The sequence below is a fragment of the Streptomyces sp. SLBN-8D4 genome, assembly GCF_049739545.1.
Taxonomy (GTDB): domain Bacteria; phylum Actinomycetota; class Actinomycetes; order Streptomycetales; family Streptomycetaceae; genus Streptomyces; species Streptomyces canus_C.
This window is the reverse complement of sequence record NZ_JBMGQC010000001.1, coordinates 7,073,875-7,098,978: the sequence shown is the minus strand read 5'-3', so window position 1 is coordinate 7,098,978 and position 25,104 is coordinate 7,073,875. Positions and strand designations below refer to the sequence as shown.

At 72.0% G+C, this 25,104-nt stretch carries 24 protein-coding genes; 12 read left to right on the top strand and 12 right to left on the bottom strand.

Annotated features, from left to right (window positions below; genetic code table 11):
- The first annotated feature begins 59 nt into the window (after nucleotides 1-59).
- Entirely contained in the window at nucleotides 60-1,421 is a 1,362-nt protein-coding gene (locus RKD20_RS32220; protein WP_424880770.1) for a cysteine desulfurase/sulfurtransferase TusA family protein, read from the top strand.
- A 4-nt stretch (nucleotides 1,422-1,425) separates the two neighbouring features.
- Here the strand turns inward: RKD20_RS32220 and RKD20_RS32215 are convergent, their stop codons facing one another.
- Complete coding sequence (locus tag RKD20_RS32215; RefSeq protein ID WP_020115841.1) at nucleotides 1,426-2,400, bottom strand: carbohydrate kinase family protein; 975 nt, start codon at nucleotides 2,398-2,400, stop codon at nucleotides 1,426-1,428.
- A 202-nt stretch (nucleotides 2,401-2,602) separates the two neighbouring features.
- Between RKD20_RS32215 and RKD20_RS32210 the strand changes: the two genes are divergently transcribed.
- Entirely contained in the window at nucleotides 2,603-2,812 is a 210-nt protein-coding gene (locus RKD20_RS32210; RefSeq protein WP_424880769.1) for a hypothetical protein, read from the top strand.
- Nucleotides 2,813-3,003: 191 nt separating this feature from the next.
- A complete protein-coding gene (locus RKD20_RS32205) occupies nucleotides 3,004-5,337 on the top strand; it encodes a hypothetical protein (RefSeq protein WP_424880768.1) in 2,334 nt (777 codons plus the stop codon).
- Nucleotides 5,338-5,419: 82 nt separating this feature from the next.
- On the opposite strand, the gene RKD20_RS32200 is transcribed toward RKD20_RS32205, so the two are convergent.
- Nucleotides 5,420-5,776: an iron-sulfur cluster assembly accessory protein gene (locus tag RKD20_RS32200; protein WP_020137379.1), complete on the bottom strand. Its 357-nt coding sequence runs from the start codon at nucleotides 5,774-5,776 to the stop codon at nucleotides 5,420-5,422.
- Nucleotides 5,777-6,030: 254 nt separating this feature from the next.
- On the opposite strand from RKD20_RS32200, the gene nadA reads away from it, so the two are divergent.
- Complete coding sequence (gene nadA, locus RKD20_RS32195) at nucleotides 6,031-7,227, top strand: quinolinate synthase NadA (RefSeq protein ID WP_424880767.1); 1,197 nt, start codon at nucleotides 6,031-6,033, stop codon at nucleotides 7,225-7,227.
- Nucleotides 7,228-7,795: 568 nt separating this feature from the next.
- Here nadA and RKD20_RS32190 read toward each other — a convergent pair.
- The 6 genes from RKD20_RS32190 to RKD20_RS32165 form a co-directional block, all read right to left on the bottom strand.
- Complete coding sequence (locus tag RKD20_RS32190) at nucleotides 7,796-8,941, bottom strand: RNA polymerase sigma factor (protein WP_424880766.1); 1,146 nt, start codon at nucleotides 8,939-8,941, stop codon at nucleotides 7,796-7,798.
- The gene (locus tag RKD20_RS32185; RefSeq protein WP_020115848.1) at nucleotides 8,934-9,356 is read right to left on the bottom strand and encodes a YciI family protein; all 423 of its coding nucleotides are present in this window, start codon (nucleotides 9,354-9,356) and stop codon (nucleotides 8,934-8,936) included. Before RKD20_RS32185 ends, RKD20_RS32190 begins: the two co-directional genes overlap by 8 nt.
- A 114-nt stretch (nucleotides 9,357-9,470) precedes the next feature.
- The gene (locus RKD20_RS32180) at nucleotides 9,471-10,148 is read right to left on the bottom strand and encodes a response regulator (protein WP_424880765.1); all 678 of its coding nucleotides are present in this window, start codon (nucleotides 10,146-10,148) and stop codon (nucleotides 9,471-9,473) included.
- Nucleotides 10,145-11,377, bottom strand: a complete 1,233-nt coding sequence (locus RKD20_RS32175; protein WP_424880764.1) for a sensor histidine kinase — start codon at nucleotides 11,375-11,377, stop codon at nucleotides 10,145-10,147. The genes RKD20_RS32180 and RKD20_RS32175 overlap by 4 nt, the downstream gene beginning before the upstream one ends.
- A 613-nt stretch (nucleotides 11,378-11,990) precedes the next feature.
- Complete coding sequence (pspAA, locus tag RKD20_RS32170) at nucleotides 11,991-12,269, bottom strand: PspA-associated protein PspAA (protein WP_020115851.1); 279 nt, start codon at nucleotides 12,267-12,269, stop codon at nucleotides 11,991-11,993.
- A gap of 22 nt (nucleotides 12,270-12,291) precedes the next feature.
- On the bottom strand, nucleotides 12,292-13,071 hold the full coding sequence (locus tag RKD20_RS32165; RefSeq protein WP_234438850.1) for a PspA/IM30 family protein: 780 nt from the start codon (nucleotides 13,069-13,071) through the stop codon (nucleotides 12,292-12,294).
- A 217-nt stretch (nucleotides 13,072-13,288) separates the two neighbouring features.
- Here RKD20_RS32165 and RKD20_RS32160 point away from each other — a divergent pair, with 217 nt between their 5' ends.
- From RKD20_RS32160 to RKD20_RS32150, 3 genes are all read left to right on the top strand, one after another.
- Entirely contained in the window at nucleotides 13,289-13,966 is a 678-nt protein-coding gene (locus RKD20_RS32160; RefSeq protein ID WP_424880763.1) for a DUF3043 domain-containing protein, read from the top strand.
- An 83-nt stretch (nucleotides 13,967-14,049) separates the two neighbouring features.
- A complete protein-coding gene (locus RKD20_RS32155; protein ID WP_424883375.1) occupies nucleotides 14,050-14,751 on the top strand; it encodes a methyltransferase domain-containing protein in 702 nt (233 codons plus the stop codon).
- A gap of 57 nt (nucleotides 14,752-14,808) precedes the next feature.
- Entirely contained in the window at nucleotides 14,809-15,894 is a 1,086-nt protein-coding gene (locus RKD20_RS32150) for a S1C family serine protease (protein ID WP_424880762.1), read from the top strand.
- A 43-nt stretch (nucleotides 15,895-15,937) separates the two neighbouring features.
- Here the strand turns inward: RKD20_RS32150 and RKD20_RS32145 are convergent, their stop codons facing one another.
- Nucleotides 15,938-16,153, bottom strand: a complete 216-nt coding sequence (locus RKD20_RS32145; protein ID WP_020115856.1) for a hypothetical protein — start codon at nucleotides 16,151-16,153, stop codon at nucleotides 15,938-15,940.
- A gap of 176 nt (nucleotides 16,154-16,329) precedes the next feature.
- Between RKD20_RS32145 and RKD20_RS32140 the strand changes: the two genes are divergently transcribed.
- Entirely contained in the window at nucleotides 16,330-17,532 is a 1,203-nt protein-coding gene (locus RKD20_RS32140) for a bifunctional adenosylcobinamide kinase/adenosylcobinamide-phosphate guanylyltransferase (RefSeq protein WP_424880761.1), read from the top strand.
- Here RKD20_RS32140 and RKD20_RS32135 read toward each other — a convergent pair.
- Complete coding sequence (locus tag RKD20_RS32135) at nucleotides 17,521-18,114, bottom strand: MarR family transcriptional regulator (RefSeq protein ID WP_424880760.1); 594 nt, start codon at nucleotides 18,112-18,114, stop codon at nucleotides 17,521-17,523. The two genes, RKD20_RS32140 and RKD20_RS32135, sit on opposite strands and share 12 nt — an antisense overlap.
- 126 nt (nucleotides 18,115-18,240) lie before the next feature.
- Here RKD20_RS32135 and cobT point away from each other — a divergent pair, with 126 nt between their 5' ends.
- The 3 genes from cobT to RKD20_RS32120 all read left to right on the top strand — a co-directional run bounded on the left by cobT (nucleotide 18,241) and on the right by RKD20_RS32120 (nucleotide 21,874).
- The gene (gene cobT, locus RKD20_RS32130; protein ID WP_424880759.1) at nucleotides 18,241-19,341 is read left to right on the top strand and encodes a nicotinate-nucleotide--dimethylbenzimidazole phosphoribosyltransferase; all 1,101 of its coding nucleotides are present in this window, start codon (nucleotides 18,241-18,243) and stop codon (nucleotides 19,339-19,341) included.
- Between the two features lie 61 nt (nucleotides 19,342-19,402).
- Nucleotides 19,403-21,166 (top strand): phosphatidylglycerol lysyltransferase domain-containing protein, encoded by a 1,764-nt coding sequence (locus RKD20_RS32125; protein WP_424880758.1) that lies wholly within the window; start codon nucleotides 19,403-19,405, stop codon nucleotides 21,164-21,166.
- Nucleotides 21,167-21,175: 9 nt separating this feature from the next.
- The gene (locus RKD20_RS32120) at nucleotides 21,176-21,874 is read left to right on the top strand and encodes a hypothetical protein (protein WP_424880757.1); all 699 of its coding nucleotides are present in this window, start codon (nucleotides 21,176-21,178) and stop codon (nucleotides 21,872-21,874) included.
- Between the two features lie 607 nt (nucleotides 21,875-22,481).
- Here RKD20_RS32120 and RKD20_RS32115 read toward each other — a convergent pair.
- A complete protein-coding gene (locus tag RKD20_RS32115; protein WP_424880756.1) occupies nucleotides 22,482-23,237 on the bottom strand; it encodes a hypothetical protein in 756 nt (251 codons plus the stop codon).
- Between the two features lie 73 nt (nucleotides 23,238-23,310).
- Here RKD20_RS32115 and RKD20_RS32110 point away from each other — a divergent pair, with 73 nt between their 5' ends.
- The gene (locus RKD20_RS32110; RefSeq protein WP_424883374.1) at nucleotides 23,311-24,093 is read left to right on the top strand and encodes an adenosylcobinamide-GDP ribazoletransferase; all 783 of its coding nucleotides are present in this window, start codon (nucleotides 23,311-23,313) and stop codon (nucleotides 24,091-24,093) included.
- On the opposite strand, the gene RKD20_RS32105 is transcribed toward RKD20_RS32110, so the two are convergent.
- Nucleotides 24,090-24,872, bottom strand: a complete 783-nt coding sequence (locus RKD20_RS32105) for an endo alpha-1,4 polygalactosaminidase (RefSeq protein ID WP_424880755.1) — start codon at nucleotides 24,870-24,872, stop codon at nucleotides 24,090-24,092. The genes RKD20_RS32110 and RKD20_RS32105 overlap by 4 nt on opposite strands.
- Nucleotides 24,873-25,104 lie beyond the last annotated feature (232 nt).

Genomic DNA, 25,104 nt, shown 5'->3' with positions numbered 1-25,104 from the left:
CGGGTGCGTTGTGGCTGGTCGCGCAGTTCCCCGCGCCCCTGGGGGGTTAGCGTTGCTGTGTGTCTTATTTCGACGCTGCTTCCAGTGCTCCGCTTCATCCCGTCGCCCGTCAGGCGCTGTTGGCCTCTCTGGACGAAGGGTGGGCTGATCCGTCTCGGCTGTATCGGGAAGGGCGGCGGGCCCGGATGTTGCTGGACGCCGCCCGGGAGGCCGCCGCCGAAGCCGTGGGGTGTCGTCCCGATGAACTGACCTTCACCTCGTCCGGGACGCGGGCCGTGCACAGCGGGATCGCCGGGGCGATGGGCGGACGCAGGCGGGTCGGACGTCACCTGATCGTGTCAGCTGTCGAACACTCCTCGGTACTGCATTCGGCGGAGTTGTTCGAGGTGACCGAGGTTCCGGTGGACCGTACGGGGGCGGTGCGTGCGCGATCGTACGGCGACGCTCTTCGCCCTGACACCGCTCTGGCGTGCCTGCAGTCGGCCAACCACGAGGTGGGGACCGTTCAGCCGGTGGCCGAGGTGGCCGCCGTGTGCCGGGAGGCCGGGGTGCCGCTGCTGGTGGACGCGGCGCAGTCGCTGGGGTGGGGGCCGGTCGAGGGTGACTGGTCCCTGGTGACCGCAAGCGCGCACAAGTGGGGCGGCCCTGCGGGGGTCGGTCTCCTCGCCGTACGCAAAGGTGTCCGGTTCTCACCCCAGGGACCGGGCGACGAGCGGGAGTCGGGGCGGGCGCCGGGCTTCGAGAACCTGCCGGCGATCGTCGCGGCGGCGGCCTCGCTGCGGGCGGTGCGGGCCGAGGCGGCGCAGGAGGCCGTACGGCTGCGGGAACTGACGGCGCGGATCCGCTCGCGCGTGCCGCAGCTGGTGCCGGACGTGGACGTGGTGGGCGATCCCGAGCGGCGGCTGCCGGGGATCGTCACCTTCTCCTGTCTCTATGTCGACGGGGAGACACTGCTGCACGAACTGGACCGGGCGGGTTTCTCCGTTTCCTCCGGATCGTCCTGCACGAGCAGCACGCTGACGCCGAGCCATGTGCTCAAGGCGATGGGGGTGCTGAGTGAGGGGAATGTGCGGGTGTCGTTGCCGTTCGGGGCGGTCTCCGAGGAGGTCGACCGTTTCCTGGAGGTGTTGCCGACGGCGGTGGCGTCGGTACGGGAGAAGCTGGGCGCCCCGACGCCTTCGGCCGTCGCCCACGCGGACTCGCTGGTCGTGGACGCTCTCGGCAAGCGGTGCCCGATCCCGGTCATCGAGCTGGCGAAGGTCATCGGCGAGGTGCCGGTGGGCGGGACCGTCCGGGTCCTGTCGGACGACGAGGCGGCCCGACTGGACATCCCCGCGTGGTGCGAGATGCGGGAGCAGGAGTACGTGGGAGAGGAACCGGCGGACCAGGGTTCCGCTTATGTGGTCCGCCGGATCTCCTAGCCGGTCACTTGAGGTGGGTGCGGACCTCTTCGGCCGCCTCGTCGCCGTACGCCTTGGTGAACCGCTCCATGAAGTGACCCCGACGCAGCCGGTACTCCTGCGTCCCCACGGTCTCGATGACGAGCGTGGCCAGCATGCAGCCCACCTGGGCCGCCCGCTCCAGGGAGACACCCCAGGCGAGCCCCGACAGGAAACCGGCGCGGAACGCGTCACCGACGCCCGTGGGGTCGGCCTTGCGCTCCTCCTCCGCGCAGCCGACGACGATCGGCTCCTCACCGACCCGGTCGATCCGCACGCCCTGGGCGCCGAGCGTCGTGACCCGGTGGCCCACCTTCGCGAGGATCTCCGCGTCGGACCAGCCGGTCTTGGACTCGATGAGGCCCTTCTCGTACTCGTTGGAGAAGAGGTACGTGGCGCCGTCCAGCAGGATCCGGATCTCGTCGCCGTTCATACGGGCGATCTGCTGGGAGAAGTCCGCGGCGAACGGGATGCCGCGGGACCGGCACTCCTCGGTGTGGCGGAGCATCGCCTCGGGGTCGTCGGCGCCGATGAGGACGAGGTCGAGGCCGTCCACGCGGTCGGCGACCGTCTTGAGCTCGATCTGGCGGGCCTCGCTCATCGCGCCCGTGTAGAAGGAGCCGATCTGGTTGTGGTCGGCGTCCGTGGTGCACACGAAGCGGGCGGTGTGCAGCGTCTCGGAGATCCGGACGGACGCGGTGTCCACGCCGTGCCGGTCGAGCCAGGCGCGGTACTCGTCGAAGTCGAAGCCCGCGGCGCCGACGAGGATCGGGTTCGTGCCGAGCTGTCCCATGCCGAAGGCGATGTTCGCGCCGACGCCTCCCCTGCGGACGTCGAGGTTGTCGACCAGGAAGGAGAGCGAGACCGTGTGCAGTTGGTCCGCGACGAACTGGTCGGCGAAGCGGCCGGGGAAGGTCATGAGGTGGTCGGTGGCGATGGAGCCGGTGACTGCGATGCGCACGGCGAGGCTCTCCAGAGAAATGAAGGGGGGCGCGATAGCGCTCGTTGGAAGGGTGGTGGCGGGAGACGGGAGGGCGTGTTGACGGTTAACGCTATCGGGTCCGTATGGAGTACTGCGAGGCGACGGACGGTGCGGTGAAGCAGGAAAAACTACCCGATAGTAGATCTTTCTTCGCGGGCTCCGGCGTGCTTACGGTTCCGTCATGACGAACCTTGAGCTGTACGCCTCAGCCCCGGCCGACCTGGACGGGGACCTCGCCTCGCTGCGCGGTGACTGTGCCCGGATGGCTCCGCACTGGACGGTTCCCGACCGGATCGTCACCCGTCCGGTCTCCCCCTCGCTGATCCACGGTGTGAAGGTTCCCGAGGGGTCCGCCCGGCTGCTGGAGGCGATGTCGGAGTACGGCGACTGAGTCGCTGCGGCTGACTCAGCGGCGCGTGCGTCGGCGCGTGCGTCGGCGCGTTCGAGGGAACCGCGCGCTCCCCCGCTGCGTCCCATCGCCGTCCCCCGGAAAGGGGATGCGGGATACGACCCGTTTGCCGACCTTTTTGACAGGGTCGGGACAGGGTCGAGGGACAGTTGCGCAGCAGAAGGAGCGATGCGGTGAACACCGAGCGACCCGACAACAACGACCCCGGCGAGGCCTCCGGCGGCGGGGACGGGAGCGCCGCGGAAGCGCACGGTGTCGGTGAAGCGAGCGCTGCCGAGGCCTCCGGCGACGCCGGGACGAGTCACGCCGGTGCAGGTCGGGGCGGGGCCGATCAGGACGGTGGGGCCGAGGGCGCCGAGAAGTCGGGCGGTACCGCCGAAGCCTCGGCCGGGCACGCCGATGCCGACGCCGATGCCGACAGGCACGACTCCCCGGCCTCCGGCGCGGGAGCCGGTGCGGGTGCCGCCGGGCGGGATGACTCCGCGAGCCCGGGCTCCCCTGCCGACCGGGACAAGCTCACCGCCCCCGAGACCGCCGCCGCTGACCAGCCCACGAGCCTCGACCAACCCCAGCCCCCTGCCGACGCCACCCCGACCTCCGACACCGGTGCCGGTGCCGCCGAGCCGGATGACTCCGCGAGCCCCGGCTCCCCTGCCGACCGGGACAAGCTCACCGCCCCCGAGACCGCCACCGCTGACCAGCCCACCAGCCTCGACCAACCCCAGCCCCCTGCCGACGCCACCCCGACCTCCGACACCGGTGCCGGTGCCGCCGAGCCGGATGACTCCGCGAGCCCCGGCTCCCCTGCCGAGCTGAGCAAGCTCACGGCCCCCCAGCCCACGGGCCTCGACCAACCTCAGCCCTCCGCCGACGCCACCCCGACCACCGAACCGGACGGCCACGCGACCGGCGGCTCCAGCGCGGACGGCGATGTCGATGCCGGCGCACCTGTAGCCCTCGGCACCGACACCGATCCCGATGCCGATGCCGATGCCGGCCCCGGTCAGGCTCCCCCCGCTCCCGTTCTCCCCGACTCCGAGATCCCCCGGCACGAGGGTGCCGACGCATCCCGCCCGGCCCGGCATCGGTCCCCCGTCGCCATTGCCGCCGTGGCCGCTGCCGTGCTGTTGGTCGGAGGGGGTGGGGCGTACCTCGCCGCCGGGGCCTCCGGAGGGTCCGGTGGCGGCACGGCCTCCGGCGCGTCCGGTGACGGCACTCCGCCGCCTCTCGCACTCGACGGTTACGGCGCAAGCGGTGGCGGGGGGAACGGGATCGCACCCGGGGAGCCGAATCCGTACGGCGCGACCTATCGCGTCGACGGGAGCCTGCCGGAGGGGCCCGACTCGGCGCCTGTCTACCGGGTCCAGGGGCAGGTCACCAAGGGCGACGTGACGCGGCTCGCCGAGGCGCTCGGGGTCGAGGGGACGCCGGTAGCGCAGGGGCAGGTCTGGCGGGTCGGCGTCAAGGACGGTTCGGGGCCGAGTCTCCAGGTGAACCGGCAGGCGCCGGGCACGTGGACCTTCCAGCGCTACTCCCCCGTCACGGACAACTGCGGCAGTGCCACCGTGTGCGGAGCGCAGCCCGAGACCCCCACCGGCCCTCCGGTGAGCGAGGCGGCCGCAGAGAAGGCCGCCGCGCCCGTGCTGAAGGCGGCCGGTCAGGGCAGCGCGAAGCTGGACGCGAGCCAGGCCATGGGCGCCCAGCGGATCGTGAACGCCGATCCGGTCGTGGGCGGGCTGCCCACGTACGGCTGGGCGACCGGCGTCACCGTGAACGGCCAGGGTGAAGTGGTCGGCGGCACCGGCCAGTTGAAGGCGCCGGTCAAGAGCGACACGTATCCCGTGCTGAGCGCCGAGAAGACGCTGGGCCTGCTGAACAAGGTGCCCGTGGCCGACCACCGCATGGGCATCGGCGGCTGCGCCAGTCCCGTACCGCTGAAGGACCGGCTGGAGGCGCCCTGCGGGGAGCCGAGTGGGGCGAAGAAGAGCACGCTCACCGTCGAGAAGGCGGTGTTCGGGCTGGCCTCGCACTTCGTGGGCGGCCGGCAGGCGCTGGTGCCGTCCTGGTTGTTCGAGGTACGGGCGCCGGGCGCGAAGGACGCCTTCACGGTGACGTATCCGGCGGTCGACCCGAAGTACATCGCCGCCCCGGCGACCCCGACGCCCGCCCCTACGGCTCCCTCGGACGAGCCCACCTCCGCGCCGAAGACGCGGGACGTCGAGGTGGACGGCTACACGGCCGAGGGCGACGAGCTGACCGTGAGCTTCACGGGCGGGGTGTGCGGGGACTACGCGGCGACGGCGAGCGAGAGCGCGGGCGAGGTGAAGGTCACGGTGACCTACACGCCGTGGCCGGACAAGATCTGCATCATGATCGCCAAGGAGATCCAGAAGACCGTGCCGCTCGACGAGCCGCTCGGTGACCGCAAGGTCGTCGGCTCGGACGGCAAGGAGATCCCACTGAAGAAGGCGGGGGCACGGCTGCCGGAGACCTCCGGGGCCCGGTAGTCCCAAAGACGCGCGAAGGCGGCGGCCCCGTCGGAGGGGGCCGCCGCCTTCTGTCGCTCGATGCGGGGTGCGAACTCCGGGCTCAGCTGAAGGAGTCGCCGCAGGCGCAGGAGCCGGTCGCGTTCGGGTTGTCGATCGTGAAGCCCTGCTTCTCGATGGTGTCCACGAAGTCGATGGACGCGCCACCCAGGTACGGGGCGCTCATGCGGTCGGTGACGACCTTGACGCCACCGAAGTCCTTGACGACGTCGCCGTCGAGCGAACGCTCGTCGAAGAAGAGCTGGTAACGCAGGCCGGAGCAGCCGCCGGGCTGAACGGCGACGCGCAGGGCCAGGTCGTCACGGCCTTCCTGGTCGAGCAGGGCCTTGACCTTCGCCGCGGCGGCGTCGGACAGGATGATGCCGTCGGTGACGGTGCCGGTCTCGTCCGATACGGACATCTACATCTCTCCCGGGTTGTACGGAGACTGCTTGCCGACTGGTGCAACCGGCAAGGCCGCGGATTCATTCCGGGCCGGACGCCGGTTTTTCGGCGCCTTCTTCATGCTCGCACACGCGGCGGGGAGCGGAAAACGACTCATCCGCCATTCTTCGGGATTCACGTCACATCGACGCAATGACCATCGTCAAAGTGACGTGAACCGGGTTATGATAGATAACGTCAGTTCGACGAAAAGTAGAAAGGGTGCGTGTCGTGACCACCGCCCAGACCACGGAGCTCGACGTACAGCCGACTCCGCTCGCCCTGTTGCTGCTCGGCCGCGAGGCCGACCCGAGGAGCGAGCGGGGCGTCGAGTGTCCCGGCGATCTGCCCTCGCCGTCCGACCCCGGCCTGGTCGAGCGCGCCCGCGCGGCCAAGGAGAAGCTCGGCGACAAGGTGTTCGTCCTCGGCCACCACTACCAGCGTGACGAGGTCATCCAGTTCGCCGACGTCACGGGCGACTCCTTCAAGCTGGCCCGGGACGCGGCCGCGCGCCCGGAGGCCGAGTACATCGTGTTCTGCGGTGTGCACTTCATGGCCGAGTCCGCGGACATCCTCACGTCCGACGACCAGAAGGTCGTGCTGCCCGACCTCGCCGCCGGCTGCTCCATGGCCGACATGGCGACGGCCGAGCAGGTCGCCGAGTGCTGGGACGCGCTCACCGACGCCGGCATAGCCGAGCAGGTCGTGCCGGTGTCGTACATGAACTCCTCGGCGGACATCAAGGCCTTCACGGGCAAGCACGGCGGCCTGATCTGCACCTCGTCCAACGCGAAGCGCGCCCTGGAGTGGGCCTTCGAGCAGGGGGAGCCTCATTCGACAAAGGTGCTGTTCCTCCCCGACCAGCACCTCGGGCGCAACACCGCGGTCCGCGACATGGGCATGTCCCTTGAGGACTGTGTCGTCTACAACCCGCACAAGCCGAACGGCGGCCTGACCGCCGAGCAGCTGCGGGACGCGAAGATGATCCTGTGGCGCGGGCACTGCTCGGTCCACGGCCGCTTCTCGCTGGAGTCCGTGGAGGACGTGCGCGCCCGCATCCCCGGGGTGAACGTCCTCGTCCACCCCGAGTGCAAGCACGAGGTCGTGGCCGCGGCGGACTACGTCGGCTCGACCGAGTACATCATCAAGGCGCTGGAGGCGGCCCCGGCCGGCTCGAAGTGGGCGATCGGCACGGAGCTCAATCTCGTACGACGCCTCGCGAACCGTTTCGCCCCCGAGGGCAAGGAGATCGTCTTCCTCGACAAGACGGTCTGCTTCTGCTCGACCATGAACCGCATCGACCTGCCCCACCTGGTCTGGACCCTGGAGTCCCTGGCCGAGGGCACGCTCGTCAACCGGATCGAGGTCGACAAGGAGACGGAGGCGTTCGCGAAGCTGGCCCTGGAGCGGATGCTGGCGCTGCCGTAGAACCGTCGTCAGGAGCACCGCTCGCCCCAACGACCAAGCCGTCGGGGATCCACGCGAGCACGGGCGCGGGGTCGGCAAGGGGCGCTCAAACGCGCGATACTCCTGTCCGCGTTCGCCACCTGCGTGATCCCGCTTCCCTCGCCAGTTACGACGATGCCGAGACGGAGGACAGGCCCGCACCCAAGCTGTCCTCCGTCTTGCCCGTCAGTGGATCGACGTGCCGGCGATGCTCCGCAACGCGCCTTCCAGGAACCCCGACACCCACGCCCCGCCTGACGGAAGGCCGAGAGACTCCAACAGACACGAGGGTGCCCTCGGGGGGCGGGGTTGAAGGGGTTAGGCCCGCAGTTCATGGCGGATCTCCGCCGGTGTCGAGACGTCGTCGCGAGTGCTGGGTTGGAATACATCGACGGGGAACGAAGTCTGGTCCGACGGAGCCGATACGCTGGATGTTGGCACCCAGGCGTACAGCGAACTGAACACGAACGGTAGCGAATACAGCGGTTGGACGGATACCCGCTGCTGATCTTCGGCGCGGAGCACCGCGCCGTGTCCCAGCAGTGCTGCGTCAGTCACGCGGACGGGAGTTGAGCCGGGCCGCCTGGCGGGTCAGGTAGTCGCGTTCGGCGAGGTTGGAGGCCTTTTGGGCGGCCGCGGCGTACCTGCGGGCCGCGGTCGTCAGGTCTCCGGCGCGTTCGTGGAGATAGGCCGCGGCCGCGGCGTGGCGGGGCAGTGAGTCATCGAGAGCGGCCAGCGCGGCCAGGCCCGCTCGGGGGCCGTCCGCCTCGCCCACGGCGACCGCGCGGTTGAGGCGGACGACGGGACTGTCGGTGAGGCGGGCGAGCTCGTCGTACCACTCGACGATCTGCACCCAGTCGGTCTCCTCGGCGGTGGGGGCGTCGGCGTGCAGGGCGGCGATGGCGGCCTGGGCCTGGAACTCGCCCAGCCGGTCGCGGGCGAGGGCGGCCTGGAGGATCCGCACGCCCTCGGCGATCGCCGCGGTGTCCCAGCGGGTGCGGTCCTGCTCGGCGAGCGGCACCAGAGCGCCGTCGGGGGCGGTGCGGGAGGCGCGGCGGGCGTGGTGGAGCAGCATCAGGGCGAGCAGCCCCGCGACCTCGGGGTGATCGATGGCGGCGGCGAGCTGCCGGGTGAGCCGGATGGCCTCGGCGGCGAGGTCGACATCGCCGGAGTAGCCCTCGTTGAAGACGAGGTAGAGGACGCGCAGCACGGTGGCGACATCGCCGGGCTGGTCGAGGCGGACGCCGGAGACGGTGCGCTTGGCCCGGCTGATGCGCTGCGCCATGGTCGCCTCGGGCACGAGGTAGGCCTGGGCGATCTGGCGGGTGGTGAGTCCGCCGACGGCGCGCAGGGTGAGGGCGACGGCGGAGGACGGGGTGAGCGAGGGGTGGGCGCACAGGAAGTAGAGCTGGAGGGTGTCGTCCACGGCGGGCGTGGGGCCGGGCACCGGTTCCTCGTCGATACGGCCCTCTCGCCGGCGGCGGGCGGTGTCCGAGCGGGTCGCGTCGAGGAACTTGCGCCAGGCCACGGTGACCAGCCAGCCCTTGGCGTCCCGCGGCGGGTCGTCCGGCCAGACCCGCACCGCCTCGACGAGCGCGTCCTGGACGGCGTCCTCGGCCGCCGCGAAGTCGGCTCCGCGGCGGACGAGGACGGTGAGCACGCCCGGTGTGAGGCTTCTGAGCAGCGCCTCATCCACCGGCGTGGCACTCCGGGTCGGTGGGCGAGGCCGCGTAGAACGGGCGCAGCTCCAGCCACTCGTGGATCGGCTTCCCGCCGGCGCCGGGGGCGGCCGACAGCTCCCCGGCCAGCTCCAGGGCCCGCTCGTAGCTGTCGACGTCGATCACCATCCAGCCGGCGATGAGGTCCTTGGTCTCGGCGAACGGCCCGTCGGTGACGGGCGGCCGCCCCTCGCCGTCGTACCGCACCCAGGTCCCCTCGGGAGCGAGGGCCTGCCCGTCGACGTACTCCCCGGTCTTCACCAGCCGGTCCGCGAAGTCCCGCATGTACTGCACGTGCGCGGAGATCTCCTCCGGCGTCCACTGCTCCATGGGCACGTCGTTGGCCGGAGCCGGAGCGCCACGGTAGTGCTTCAGCAGCAGGTACTTGGCCATGGTGTCTCTCCTCGGTCCCGATGCGGCCATTCTGGTCGCTCTCACCACGGGGACGGAGCGGGGCACGGGTTCTCGACATCACCGCGAGAATTGTTTCCGCGGGCCCTCGGGGGGTCATTCCACCCTCGGCCGTACCAGCCCCGACTCGTACGCGATCACCACCAGCTGGGCCCGGTCCCGGGCACCCAGCTTCGCCATGGCCCGGTTGACGTGGGTCTTGACGGTGAGCGGGCTGACCTCCAGGCGCTCGGCGATCTCGTCGTTGGAGTGACCGCCGGCGACCTGGACGAGGACCTCGCGCTCGCGGACGGTGAGGGCGGCGAGGCGTTCGGAGCTCACCGGGTCGTTGTCGTCCGCGTCGCCCTGGGCGAGGAAGCGGGCGATCAGGCCCTTGGTGGCGGCCGGGGACAGCAGGGCCTCGCCGCCGGCCGCGACCCGGATGGCGCTGAGGAGTTCCTCGGGTTCGCTGCCCTTGCCGAGGAAGCCGGAGGCGCCGGCGCGCAGGGACTGCACGACGTAGTCGTCGACCTCGAAGGTGGTCAGGATGACCACCCGGACATGGGAGAGGGAGGCGTCCTCGCTGATCATGCGGGTGGCGGCGAGACCGTCCGTGCCGGGCATCCGGATGTCCATCAGCACGACGTCGGCGCGCTCCTGCCGGGTCAGCCGTACGGCCTCGGCGCCGTCGGACGCCTCGCCGACCACCTCCATGTCCGGCTCCGAGTCGACGAGCACCCGGAAGGCGCTGCGCAGCAGCGCCTGGTCGTCGGCGAGCAGGACACGGATCGTCATACGGGCTCCCCCGGTTCGTCCCTCGCTGCGGTGCGGGTCTTGACGGGCAGGATCGCATGGACGCGGAAACCGCCTCCGTAGCGGGGACCGGTGGTGAGGGTGCCGCGCAGGGCGGTGACGCGCTCGCGCATGCCGAGCAGGCCGTGGCCGCCGCCGTTGTCCGGGTCGTCGTCGTCGCCGGCTCCGTCGTCGAGGACCGTGATCTCCACGTTGGGGCCGACGCGTACGACGCTGACCTCGGCCTTCGCGTCCGCCCCCGCGTGTTTCCGTACGTTCGTGAGGGCTTCCTGGATGACCCGGTAGGCGGCCAGGTCCACGGCGGCGGGCAGGGTGGTGCCGTGGTCGGCGCGGGCGACCTCGACGGGGAGGCCCGCGCTGCGGAAGGTGCCGACGAGTTCGTCGAGGCGGGCCAGGCCGGGGGCGGGTTCGGTGGGCGCCTCGGGGTCGCCGGACTGCCGCAGCAGGCCGACGGTGGCGCGGAGTTCGTTGAGGGCGGAGCGGCTGGCCTCGCGGACATGGGCGAGGGCTTCCTTGGCCTGGTCGGGCCGCTTGTCCATGACGTGCGCGGCGACTCCGGCCTGGACGTTGACCAGGGCGATGTGGTGGGCGACGACGTCGTGCAGGTCGCGGGCGATGCGCAGACGCTCCTCGGCGACCCTGCGCCGGGCCTCCTCCTCACGGGTGCGTTCGGCCTTCTCGGCGCGCTCCCTGATGGCCTGGACGAAGGCGCGGCGGCTGCGGACGGCGTCCCCTGCGGTGGCGCCGATGCCGGTCCAGGCGAAGATGCCGAGGTTCTCCTGGGCGTACCAGGGCAGCGGGCCTGCGAGCATCGCGGCGCCGGTGAGCACGGTCATGGTGAGCAGGCCGACGCGCCAGGTGGTGGGGCGGTCGGTGGTGGAGGCGACCGTGTAGAGGGCGATCACGGCGGCCATGGCGACGGGCGCGCGGGGGTCGCCGGTGACGCACTCGATGATGGCGGCGGTGCCGGTGAGGGCGAGGACGGTGAGAGGGGCGCGGCGGCGGAAGACCAGCGCGAGGGCGGCGAGGGTCATGAGGACGAGGCTGAGCAGGTCAGGGGTGCGGATGCTCCAGCTGACGGCGTCCTGGTCATGGGGCTGGACGAAGGAACCGGCCACCATGCAGGCGAGCACGCCCGCCGCGAGGACGGCGTCCAGGGCCAGGGGGTGCGCCTTGAGGTGGTGCCGGGCGCGGTCGAGGGGGCGGCTCACTCTTGAACAGTACGGGGGCCCTGCCGGGGGCGGAACGGGGGCCACCTGTACGTTTCCGGCCTCGCGCAGCCGGGTCGCGGTGACGGCTCCGGCGCGCCTGCCGGTCCTCGGAGGCGGGGCGGAGGCACGGGACGGAACCGGGGGGCCGGGGGGCGGCCTGAAGCCCGGAGCCCCTGCCCGGGTCGCGTGACCGCTCCGCAGCCTGCCGGCCCTCGGAGGGAGCAGGGGCGCGGGACGGGAGCCGGGGGGCCGGGGGGCGGCCTGAAGCCCGGAGCCCCTGCCCGGGTCGCCGTGACCGCTCCGGGCCTGCCGGCCCTCGGAGGCGGGACGGGGGCTTGGGACGGGGGCTTGGGACGGGAGCCAGGAGGCCGGGGGGGCGGGCTGAAGCCCGGAGCCCCTGGTCGGGTCGCGTGACCGCTCCGGGCCTGCCGGCCCTCGGAGGCGGGACGGGGGCACGGGACGGAAGCCGGGAGTGGGGAGCGGGCTGAAGCGGGGAGCCCCTGGGTGGCGGCGGGGGCTTCCGTCGGCGCGGGAGAGGGCGGGCGGTGTGGTCCCGCCCCGACGAGCGGGCGCTCGGCGCGGCGGGACCCCGCTGGAGCAGAGCCGTGCGGGGTCAGCCCGGGATCAGGCCGTCGTCGCTGAGCAGGTCCCGGACTTCCTCCAGGGTCGCGTCCGAGGACGGCAGGATCAGCTCCGAGGGTTCCAGGGAGTCGTCGGGGAGAGGCACGCCCAGTTCCCGGACCCGGGCGAGGAGGGCCTGGAGAGTGCGGCGGAATCCCGGGCCGTCGCCTTTCTCCATCTCGGCCAGCAGCTCGTCGTCCAGCTTGTTCAGGTCGGCGAGGTGGCTCTCGGCCAGCCTCACCTGCCCCTCCCCCATGATCCGTACGATCATGTCGCCCTCCTCGGCGTGGGCCCTACTGCTTGTCGAAGCGCGGAGTGTCCTGCGGCTGCTGGGACTGCGACTGGCCGGTGCCGCCCTCGATGGCCTGCTGCGACGACGAGCCTCCCGCCAGCTCCGCCTTCATGCGCTGCAGCTCCAGCTCTACATCCGTACCACCGGAGAGCCGGTCCAGCTCGGCCTGGATGTCGTCCTTGTGCATACCGGACTGGTCGTCCAGGACACCCGAGGCGAGGAGTTCGTCGATGGCGCCTGCCCGGGCCTGGAGCTGGGCGGTCTTGTCCTCGGCCCGCTGAATCGCCAGGCCCACGTCGCCCATCTCCTCGGAGATGCCGGAGAAGGCCTCGCCGATCCGGGTCTGCGCCTGGGCCGCGGTGTAGGTCGCCTTGATGGTCTCCTTCTTGGTCCGGAAGGCGTCCACCTTGGCCTGGAGGCGCTGGGCCGCAAGGGTGAGCTTCTCCTCCTCGCCCTGCAGCGTCGAGTGCTGGGTCTCCAGGTCGGTCACCTGCTGCTGGAGCGCGGCACGGCGGGACAGCGCCTCACGGGCGAGGTCCTCACGGCCGAGCGCGAGCGCCTTGCGGCCCTGGTCCTCCAGCTTCGAGGACTGCGACTGCAGCTGGTTCAGCTGGAGTTCCAGGCGCTTGCGGGAGGTGGCCACGTCGGCCACGCCCCGGCGCACCTTCTGGAGCAGCTCCAGCTGTTTCTGGTACGAGTAATCGAGGGTTTCGCGCGGATCCTCGGCCCGGTCAAGGGCCTTGTTCGCCTTCGCGCGGAAGATCATCCCCATACGCTTCATGACACCGCTCATGGGCTTCGCGCGCCCCCTTCTGACGGACTTCCAGCTCCAGCTCTGCGACAGAACCCACAGTACGGGCCCTGCATCCATTGACGCACTGTTCCGGGACGGATGCGCTCATCCCCAAGGACGACTGACCAATCCCTTGCTCCGGCGTAAGGAGTAGGTGACCTTCAGGGTCAGCAACCGACACCGGACGTCCCCTCTGTCCCCTTACATGACGACTGGTGTTGCCGGATCGTTCCCCACCGGGCTGGGGTCCAACCCCGGACACCCCTTACCCTTGGGTTTTGTGTTCCGTAGCCGTGCCACCAAGGATGAGAAGGCCGCCGTCGCCGACAAGGCGCAGCTGACCGACTCCAAGCAGCCCCGCGACCCGCAGGCCCCCAAGGGCCGGCCCACGCCGAAGCGCAATGAGGCCCAGTCCCAGCGCCGCAGCGTCGCCAACACGTCGCTCACCCGCAAGGACGCCGCCAAGCGCCAGCGCGAGGAGCGCCGCTCGGCGCTGGAGAGGCAGCGCCAGGCGCTGGCCGGCGGTGACGAGCGGTACCTGCCCGCGCGGGACAAGGGCCCGGTGCGCAAGTTCGCCCGCGACACCATCGACGCGCGGTTCAACGTGGCGGAGTTCTTCCTGCCGATGGCCGTGGTCATCCTCGTGCTGAGCCTGGTGCGGGTGGGCGCGCTCCAGAGCATCGCGCTGCTGCTGTGGCTCGTCGTGATCGTGCTCATCGTGCTCGACTCGATCCTCACCGGTTTCCGTCTGAAGAAGCGGCTCGCCGAGCGCTTCCCGGACCAGAACCGCAAGGGCGCGGTCGCCTACGCCCTGATGCGCTCCCTCCAGATGCGTCGCCTCCGGCTGCCCAAGCCGCAGGTCAAGCGCGGAGAGCGGCCCTGAGTACGACGTCTTTCTCCGGGGGTGCGGCCGACGCCTGGCTGGGAAAGCTCGGCGGGTTGCGCAATGTCGTACGACAGGAGCTGGTGGCCCGGCAGCTCGACGAGCAGATAGTGGGCCGGTACCCGGTCGGGCAGCGGCTGCGGGTGCTCGACGTGGGGATGGGTCAGGGCACTCAGGCCCTGCGGCTGGCCCGCGCCGGGCATCAGGTGACCGGGCTCGAACGGGACGCCACCATGGTCGCGGCGGCCCGCGAGGCGCTGTCCTCCGAGCCCGAGGGCATCCGGGAGCGGATGCGGATCATCGAGGGCGACGGCCGGGACACCGGGGTGCACTTCCTGCCGGGCAGTTTCGACGTGGTGCTGTGCCACGGCGTGCTCATGTACGTCGAGGAGCCGGATCCGCTGCTTGCCGGGCTGGCTCGGATGCTGGCACCGGGCGGGCTGCTGTCGCTGCTCGTGCGCAACGCCGACGCGCTGGCGATGCGGCCGGGACTGGCCGGGGACTGGGCCGGCGCGCTGGGGGCCTTCGACACCAGCGCGTACCGCAACCGGCTGGGGCTCGATGTGCGGGCCGACCGGCTGAGCACGCTGACCGCGACGCTCGCCGGCATCGGGGCGCCGCTCCAGGCCTGGTACGGGGTGCGGGTGTTCACGGACACGGCGGCGGACGACACCGGGACGCCGGACGACATGGAGGCGCTGCTGGCCTGTGAGGAGCGGGCCGGGCGGACGGATCCGTACCGTGGCGTCGCCGCGCTGCTGCACCTGTGCGGGGTGCGGGGCTGAGCCCGTTCGGGCGAACAGCACAGGCCCGGGCCTTCACCCCGACATGAGACTCGGGGCATGAATGCTTCGCGTACCCGTGCCCTGCGGCTGCCGTTGGCGGCGCTCGTGTGTTCTGTCGTGCTCCTGTCCGGGTGTTCCGACTCCGGTTCCTCCGACTCCGGTTCCTCCGCACGGAAGAAGACGTCGACCACGCAGGCCGCACAGGCTGCCGCACCCGCCGGCGGCGATCTGCAGAGCGACTACCAGAAGGTGATCAAGGACGTTCTGCCGTCGGTCGTGCAGATCCAGGCCAGCAATGATCTGGGCTCCGGGGTGGTGTACGACGACAAGGGGCACATCGTCACCAACGCGCATGTCGTCGGGAACGAGAAGACCTTCAAGGTGACGACGGCGCACAACGAGAACGAGCTGACCGCGACGCTCGTGTCCTCCTACCCCGAGCAGGATCTCGCCGTCGTCAAGCTGGACAAGGTGCCGGACGGGCTGCGGGCGGCGACCTTCGGGGACACCGCGAAGGTGCAGGTGGGGCAGATCGTGCTCGCCATGGGCTCACCGCTCGGCCTGTCGTCCAGCGTGACCCAGGGCATCGTCTCGGCGACCGGACGGACCGTCAGCGAGAGCGGCGGCGAGGGCGAGACCGGGGCGACCATCGCCAACATGGTGCAGACCTCCGCGGCCATCAACCCCGGCAACAGCGGCGGCGCCCTCGTCAACCTCGACGGCCAGGTCATCGGCATCCCGACGCTCGCGGCGATCGACCCCAGCTTCGGGAACAGCGCGGCGCCCGGGATCGGGTTCGCGATCCCCGCCTCCATGGTGAAGAAGGTCGCCGATCAGATCGTCAAGGACGGCAAGGTCACCGACTCGGGCCGGGCCGCGCTCGGCATCACCGGCCGTACGGTCGTCGACTCCGAGTCCCGGGCCGCCGGGGTCGCGGTCGTGGACGTGAAGAGCGGCGGGGCCGCGGACAAGGCCGGCATCGAGCCCGGGGACGTCATCACGCAGCTGGGCGACACCGGGATCACGACCATCACCTCGCTCTCCGAGGCGCTCGCGGCGGACAAGCCGGGTCAGAAGACCACCGTGACCTACACCCGGGACGGCAGCGCGAAGACGGTCGAGGTGACGCTGGGCGAGCAGTAGCGGTGGTGGGCGAGGGCCGCGCTGTGGCCCTCGCCCACCCCGGTCACGCTTCCTCTGCCGCCTTCAGGCTCATCGGGCCGTAGATCTCGGTGGCGTCCTCGAACAGCCGCACCTGTTCCGCGCCGCCGGCGAGCAGGGGCTTCCAGTACTCGCCGAGCCAGGACTCGGCGTCGCCCTGGGTGGTGAACTCCTCCGGCTCCACGGCGGGTTGGGTCTCCGCGCCGTCGGCCTTCTCGAATCGCCAGGTCCATGTCGCCATGTGAGCCTCCCGTGTTTGATCCGTTACGAAGAGCACCCTAAGCGGTAGTTCGCGGGCCGCGGGCCGGTGGGGGTTGCCCGCGGCCTCGCGGCGGAGCCGCAGATCGGCACGGCTCCGCGGCCCTGAAAGCGGCTCCGCGCGCGCTGGATCACCGGGGACCGGCGAGAATCGGTTCCGTGGAACTGACTCTGCTCGGCACCGGCGCCCCCGCCGGTCTCCCCCGGCCCTTCTGTCCCTGTGCCGCGTGCGCCACCGCGCTCGGTGAGAACGCGCGGGCCGCCACCGCCGTGCTCGTCGACGGGATCCTGCTGCTCGATCTCACCCCCGGTGCCGCCTTCGCCGCCGCCCGGGCCGGGCAGTCGCTCGCCGGGGTACGGCAGGTCCTGCTGTCGCACCCCCATGACGGGCCCCCCGTCGAGGTGCCCGCAGGTCTTCCGCAGCCGGGGCGGGTGCCGGACGGCCGGGAGTTGACGTTGCTGACGGGGCATCGGGTGCGGGCCGTGCCGATGGACGCGCCGGGGACCGGGTACGCCGTCACCGGGCCCGACGGGCAGCGGGTGCTGTACCTGCCGCCCGGGGGTGCGCCCGCGGGGCTGGAGAAGGGGGCGGTGGAGTCGTACGACATGGTGCTCGCCGATGTCGTACGGCGACCGGACGCGCTCGCCCGGCTGCGGGCCGTCGGGGCCGCGGGGCCCACGACCGACGTCGTCGCCGTGCATGTCGATCACGACGTGCCGCCCGGCGCCGAGGTACGGCGGCGGCTGGCCGCTGCCGGGGCGCGGGCCGTGCCCGACGGGACGACTCTGGTCGTCGGCGGCTACGAGGACGTACCGGATGTGCCGCGGCGGACGCTGGTGCTGGGCGGGGCGCGGTCCGGGAAGTCGGTGGAGGCCGAGCGGCGCCTTGAGGCGTTCCCCGACGTGCTGTACGTGGCGACCGGCGGCTCGCGGAACGGGGACACCGAGTGGGCCTCCCGGGTCGCCGCCCACCGGGAGCGGCGGCCCGGATCGTGGCGTACGACGGAGACCTGCGACCTGGTGCCGCTGCTGAAGGACGACGGGGCGCCGCTGCTGGTCGACTGTCTGTCGCTGTGGCTGACGGACGCCATGGACGCCGTGGGGGCGTGGGACGACGCGGAGTGGGCCGACGGCGGGGAGCGGGAACTGCGTTCGCGGGTGCGGGAGTTGACGGAGGCGGTGCGGGAGGCGCGGCGGACCGTGGTGGCCGTGTCGAACGAGGTGGGGTCGGGGATCGTGCCGGCCACCGCGTCCGGGCGCCGGTACCGGGACGAACTGGGGCGGCTGAACGCGGCGTTCGCGGGCGAGTGCGAGCAGGTGGTGCTGGTGGTGGCGGGACAGGCGATGGTCCTACGGGGCTGACGGCTCCTTGCGTGCGATCACCCGGTAGGCCTTCGCGAACCGGGTGCCGGCGAGGAGGAGGGCCAGGGTGTGGTCCAGCGCTCTCGCGGTGGAGGTCAGCAACCCGGGGGTGCCGGGCAGACGGGCCGTCAGGCGGGCCGGGACGTGCGCGGACCGGCGGGCCGTGGCGATGACGGTGCAGCCCCGGGACTCCAGTTCGGGGCGGGGGTCGTCCCGGGACTCCACCAGCAGGTGGCCGCCGGGGCGCAGGACGGCGAGGGCCGCCTTGAGTTCCGCGGGGTCCGCGCGACGGTTCAGCAGGCTGACCACGTCGTAGCGGGCGCGCAGGTGGGCGACGATCCGCGGGTCGGTCAGACGGCCCTGGTAGCCCTCCTCCAGGCGCTCGACCGCCTGGGCGTGCAGGACGCGGGGGGTGGGGTCCAGGCCGTCGAAGGCCGTGTAGGGGAAGAACGTTCGCGCCGCCTCCGGGAAGTCCGCGTCCCCGGTGTCCACGTCCAGCCAGCTCTCGGGTTCGGGGAACGGCAGTATCGCGCGGGCGGTGGAGCGAAGGCGCCGTACGGAAGGGGCGGTTGGTGCGGGCATGGGGCCTCCCGGGGACGCACAGCAATTCGCTACAAAACGGAACGTATGGGATCCCGATCCCGGGTGCAATGACGTCATGGCCCTGTGGCACCCCCGTGTTCGATCAGGGCCGGTACTGTTCGGCGAATGAGCTCGCTTAATCTCGACGACTTCACCGATCTGATCGAGCGCCCCGACGGCGGGGTGCGTCGCGACGCCGAGGCGCGCCGGGAGCGTCAGATCGTGCCTCCCGGGGCGCTGGGCCGCCTCGACGACCTGGGTGAGTGGCTGGCGGCGGCGCAGTCGGCCGTACCGGTACGGCCAATCGAACGGCCGCGGATCGTGCTGTTCGCCGGTGACCACGGGATCGCCGAACTGGGTGTCTCGGGGCGGGCCGCGGGCAGTGCCTCGGAGTTGGTGCGGGAGGTCCTGGAGGGCGGCCGTCCGGTGTCGATCCTCGCCCGGCGCCTCGGCGTCCCGGTGCGGGTCGTGGACATGGCGCTGGACTGCGATCCGGACGAGCTGCCGCAGGACGTCGTACGGCATCGGGTGCGGCGCGGGAGCGGTCGTATCGATGTCGAGGACGCGTTGACCCTGGAGGAGGCGGAGGCCGCCTTCCGGGCCGGGGTCGCGGTGGCCGACGAGGAGGCCGACTCCGGTACGGATCTCGTGGTGCTCGGCGATGTGAGCGTGGGCGGGACCACGGCGGCCGGGGTGCTGGTCGCCGCGCTGTGCGGGACCGACGCGTCCGTGGTGACCGGGCGTGGCGGGACCGGGATCGACGACCTGGCGTGGATGCGCAAGTGCGCGGCGATCCGGGACGCGCTGAGGCGGGCGCGGCCGGTGCTCGGGGACCAGTTGCAGTTGCTGGCGACGGTGGGCGGGGCCGACCTCGCGGCGATCACCGGGTTCCTGCTGCAGAGCGCGGTGCGCAAGCTGCCCGTCGTGCTGGACGGGGTGGTCGTGGCCGCCTGTGCGCTGGTGGGGCAGCGGATCGCGTTCCGGGCGCCGGACTGGTGGCTGGCCGGGCAGAGCAGTGGTGAGCCGGGGCAGGCGAAGGCGCTGGACCGGATGGCCCTGGAACCGCTGCTCGACCATGGCGTGACGGTCGGGGAGGGCGCGGGCGGACTGCTCGCGCTGCCGCTGGTGCAGGCCGCGGCGGCGCTGGCCGCCGAGCTGCCCGAGAAGCCCGCGGACTCCGGGGAGTCGCAGGAGAAAGAACCGGAGAAGGCGTCCGACGAGGAGTAGTCGAGGACAGGGGGGTGCCCTTGCGGCCAAATCGCCGGCGCAAGGGGCATGATCGCCCTTCATGGGAGATGTCCGAGTCGCACCTGTCCGGGATGTACGGTCCACCGCCGCCTCACGGCGGGCCGCCGGGTTCGCCGTCTGGTACCTGCGGGTCGTCGCGTTCGTCAACTTCCTCAGTGCGGTGTGGGTGTCGCTGGGGCAGGACGTACGGCGCCACAACCAGCAGGACCTCTTCACGCCGTATCTCCTGACGGCGGGCTTCGCCTCCGGGGTGTTCACCGCCTTCCTCGCGATCACCATGCGGCGGCGCAAGCGCGCGGCGTGGATCCTGAACCTGGTGCTGTCGGGGGCGTTCCTCGCGCTGTTCGTCTTCGCGATGGTGTTCCCGGAGATCCGGCGGTACGCGCAGAACTGGATCTCCCTGGTCCTCACCGCCGCCTTCGTGGTCGCCCTCCTCGTCGGGCGGCGGGAGTTCTACGCCAAGGGTGACCGGTCCAACCCGCGGCTCGCCGCCGCCGTGGCCGTGGGCGGCCTGCTGGTGTGCTCGCTGCTGGCCGCGCTGCTGGTGACCGTCACCAACCAGGCGTCGCGGTCGTCGGCCTTCGTCGAGCGCTGGTGGTACGGCACGCTGCGGCTGGTCTCGGTCGCCGCCGACGACTCCCGCTTCGACGGGATCCTCACGCCGAACTGGGTCAACGTCGCCATCAACGTGCTCAGCACGGTCCTCGTCCTCGCCGTCTTCTACGCCGCCTTCCGCTCCCGGCGTGCCGTCGACCCCCTCACCGAGGACGACGAGCGGCGCCTGCGGGAACTGCTGGACCGGCACGGCGAGCGGGACTCGCTCGGGTACTTCGCGCTGCGCAGGGAGAAGAGCGTCGTCTGGTCGCCGACCGGGAAGGCGGCCGTGACCTACCGGGTGGTCAGCGGGGTCTCCCTGGCGTCCGGTGATCCGATCGGCGACCCGGAGGCCTGGCCGGGGGCGATCGAGCCGTGGCTCGCCGAGGCGCGGGCGCACGGGTGGCTGCCGGCCGTGATGGGCGCGGGCGAGGACGCGGGGACGGTGTACGCGCGGCACGGCCTGGACGCGCTGGAGCTGGGCGACGAGGCGATCGTGGAGGTCGCCGAGTTCACGCTGGAGGGGCGGGCGATGCGGACCGTCCGGCAGGCGTACAACCGGGTCCGGCGGGCCGGGTACACGGTACGGATCCGGCGCCACGAGGACATCCCCGCCGAGGAGATGGAGGCGCTCGTACGGCGGGCCGACGACTGGCGGGACGGGGCCACCGAGCGCGGGTTCAGCATGGCGCTGGGGCGGCTCGGGGACCCGGAGGACGGGCGGTGCGTGGCGCTGGAGTGCAGGGACGCCGACGGGGAGCTGAAGGCGGTGCTCTCCTTCGTGCCGTGGGGGCCGCACGGGCTGTCCCTCGACCTCATGCGCCGGGACCGCGACGCGGACAACGGCCTCATGGAGTTCATGGTCATCGAGCTGCTCAACCGGGCCCAGGAGATCCAGATCACCCAGGTCTCGCTCAACTTCGCGATGTTCCGCTCGGTCTTCGAACGTGGTGCGCGTCTTGGCGCCGGGCCGGTGCTGCGGCTGTGGCGGTCGCTGCTCAGCTTCTTCTCCCGCTGGTGGCAGATCGAGTCCCTGTACCGGGCCAACGCCAAGTACCGGCCCATCTGGGAGCCGCGGTTCTTGCTCTTCGAGAAGAGCGCGGACCTGCCGCGCATCGTGATCGCCTCCGCCCGCGCGGAGGGGTTCCTGGAGGTGCCGGGGCTGCCGAGGTGGCTGCGGCGCCGGGAGCACTTGAGCACGCACAGATGAGGACGTGGGATGAAGACGCTCGCCCGCTGGGCCCGTGCGGAGTGGGGTGAGCTGTACGGCACCGTCCGCGGGCCTCTGCTGCGGCGGCGATGGCGGGCGGTCCCCCTGGCCCTTGCGGCCGTGTGTCTGACGGCGGTCCTGCATTTCGTGCACAACCAGTCGTGGGGTTACGACCTCGTCCAGGACGTCGGTGCCGTGCGCGCCGCGGATCCCCTCTGGCTCGCCCTGCTCCGCACCCCGCTCTCCCTGTTCGTGCCGGCCCTGGACCTGCCGGTGTGGGGTGCGCTGGCGCAGATCCTGTTCGTGTTCGGGATCGCCGAGATCTGTCTGGGCCGGTGGCGGACGCTCACGCTGGCCTACGCGGCCACGCTCGCCGGAACGCTGTACGCCCGCGTGGGCATCTGGCTGGGCCCCGACAGCCCCCTCGGCCTGCCCGCCTCGGACGCCCACGTCGTCGACACCGGCCCGTCGGCGGCCGTGGTGGGCCTCGCCGTCTTCCTCGGCTGGCGCTACGGCGCCCGGGTCACCGCGGGTGCCGTGATCGCGGCGATGGTGGTCGAGGTGCTGGCGAAGGAGAACCTCGCCGGCCGGGAACACGTGGCGGCGATCGCGGCGATGCTGACCCTGTGCGGCCTCTCGGCAGCGCGCCGCCGGCGTACCCGGCCCCGGGAGAACACCGACTCCGATCTGCCCCCGCTCGGCCCCTGAAACCGACAGCCCCTCCTCGGCACCCGACGGGCCACACTGCACTCCAGTCACCCCCGCGCCAGGTCAGCACCCGGCGGTCCCCTGGGACCGACAGACCCTCCACGCCACACCAGCCCCCGACAGGCCCACCGCACCCCGGGCACCTCCGAGCCCCGTCAGCACGGACAGGCACTCCTCGCCACACCAGCACCCGACGGGCCGCCGCACTCCAGTCACCCCCGCGCCAGGTCAGCACCTGGCGGGCTCCTGAGACGGACCGCCTTCCGCGCCCCGTCAGCACAACACCCGGCAGGCGGCAGGCGGCAGGCGGCAGGCGGCAGGCGGCAGGCGGCAGGCGGCAGGCGGCAGGCGGCAGGCGGCAGGCGGCAGGCGGCAGGCGGCAGGCGGCAGGCGGCATCACACTCCGACTACCCCCGTGCCCTGTCAACACCGGGCAGGCCGCCGCACCACACCCCGGCTACCCCGCGCCACGTCAGCACCCGGCAGGCGCCCGTAGCCGGCCAGGCCGCACTTGCCCCCTCAGAACCCGAGCGTCCGTACACAGTGCGAACTGCCGCCTGTCAGAGCCCGGGTGGACGCCCCCAGCCGAACAGAGCCCCCGCGCGCCTCAACGCCCCACCGGCCGTACCGGGTCCGGTTTGCCGCCAATCATGTCCTGGAACTTGCGGCGGGGGCCCGACCAGCGCTTGTCGTGGCGGTAGGAGCGCAGGGTGGCCCGGGCTCGGGCGCGCGGGCGGCGGCGGTAGAAGCGCCGGGCCCAGGGGGAGCCCGGGCGGGCCAGCCGGATGAGGCCGATCAGGCCGACGAGCGGGACGATCACGCTGAAGATCGCCATCCGGGTCTTGCCCTTGAGCAGGACGAGCATCGCGAAGACGAAGTTGACGACCACGCTGCTGATGACACCGCCGCGGCCCTGCTCCTCACCCTGGGTCACGTCGTTGACGCCGAACGGCGAGAACCCGGCGAGCACCAGCCCGACCAGCGCCACGGTGAGGACGACGACTTCGACGCTCTTGCGGCCCTCCTCGCTCCAGTACACGTCGTCGAGATGCAGGATCAGCGCGAACTCGTCCAGCACCAGACCCGCGCCCATCCCGAAGACCACCGCGCACAGCCCCGCCCCGAAACCGTGCCGCCCGCTGGCGACCGCGCCGAAGCCGCCGATGACGGTGAGGACGACTCCCGGCACCACGTGGTGGATGTGCACACCGCCGGAACTGACGTTGCCGAAGGGCCCCTTGCCCGCCCGGATCATCCGGGTGACGACCCGCGTGATCAGGAAGGTCAGCACGAACGCGGTCAGGGCGAGGAGCAGCGGCAGCTTGCCGGGTTCGACGATGTTGCGGTGCAGCCAGTGGCCCATGGACCCAGTGTCCGGTCGCGAGGGGTGGGCCGCCCGGCGGCTACGGCGTCCGGGCTACCCTGCCGACGTGTCCATGACCCCGCCCCCGCTCGACGGCCTCCGCTTCGCCTTCGGCACGCTCAGCGTGCTCCCCGTGAAGGTGACCCGCTGGGACCGTGAGGCGGCGCGCGGCGGAATGCTGTGCGCTCCGCTGGTCGGCGTGGTCCTGGGATGCCTGTCGGCGGCGGCGGGGCTCCTGCCGCTGTTCCTGGGCGCCTCCGCGCTGCTCGCCGCGGTGGCCACGGTCGCCGCACCGGCGGTCCTCACGCGCGGCCTGCACCTCGACGGTCTCGCGGACACCGCCGACGGCCTGGGCAGCGGCAAGCCCGCCGAGGACGCCCTGCGGATCATGAAGCAGTCGGACATCGGCCCGTTCGGGGTGATCGCCCTCGTCCTCGTGTTCCTCGCCCAGGTGGCCGCGCTGTCGCAGATGTACGGCGATTCATGGGCGCGGGGTGCGACGGCCGCGGTGGTCTCGGCGACGGCCGCGCGCCTGGCCCTGACCCTCGCGGCCCGCACCGGGGTCCCGCCGGCCCGGCCGGAGGGGCTGGGGGCCGCGGTGGCGGGGGTCGTCCCGGTCCGGGGCGCGGTCCTGACGGCCGCCGCCGTGACGCTGGGGGCGGCCGGGGCGGGGGCGCTCCTCGGGTCGTACGACATGGTCCGCGCGGTCTTCGCGGTCGCCGCCGCCGTGGGGGTGGCCGAACTGCTCCTGCGGCACTGCACGCGCCGCTTCGGCGGAGTGACCGGGGACGTGTTCGGAGGGCTGGCGGAGACGGCGGCGACGACCGCGCTGGTGGTCCTGTCGATGAACTTCTAGCAGGCCTCGCGCCACACCCCGAGCTCGTACTTCTTCAGCATCGAACTCAGCTTCAGCCGGCGGGACTCGGCGCAGAAGCGGCTGACGGGGAGTTCGTACTCGACGTGGAAGACCGCCTTGCCGGCCTTGACGAACGGTTCCATGTCCCCGCACTCGTCGTACTGCGCGCACTGCTCGTTGACCGCGAAGTCGAAGTCGCCCACCAGCTGCGGTATCTGGTCGAGGTCGTTCTTCAGGCCGACCGACATGCCGCGTTCGTGGGCCAGTCGCGCGATCAGGCGGTTGTAGCGGAGCTGGTCGGCCGCGGTCAGTGCGAAGCCCGTGCGGTTCTTGTAGCCGTCCATGTTGTCCGGCTCCACCGCGTCGTAGCCCTTCTCGCGGCACATGTCGAGGCGGTCCGCCATCAGCGGTTCCAGGACCTCGGTCGCGCGGATGTCGAGCCAGCGCTCCCCCTCCCAGCCGTTGCCGCGCCCGATCACCGACCTGGGGAACCTGCCGGCGTCGGGGCGCCAGTCCTCCCACGCGCCCGTGGAGAGGTAGCAGATGACCTTGCGGCCCTTGCCGTGCAGCGACGACACCACGGCCGCGGACTGGTCGAAGCCGTCGATGTCGTACACCGGCACGTCCACCGACGTGTCGACGCGGCCGGTCAGCTGCCACTGCCAGGCGATGCCGGGGCGGGGTCGCCAACGCGCGTCGGCGGACGGGGAGTCGGGGGTGGCCGAGCACCCCGTCACCAGGACGAGCAGGCCTATGAGGAGGAACAGGGGGCGTTTCAACGGACGGACTCCAGGGGGCGCGACGGGGTACCCCGGGAATGATCTCGCGTGCCGTAGCCGGAGGTACGCTCGGCCGACCCGAGCGTAGGCTCGTCCCGGGTGGTCGCCGGCAGGGGTGAAGGCCCCGATCGGGATCCGGATCCGGACAAGAAATAGGGTCGGCCGTCGGGCCCGGTCGAGCCCACCCCCCTCGACCCAAGCAACTTCACATCGGAAGCGAGAATTCACCACC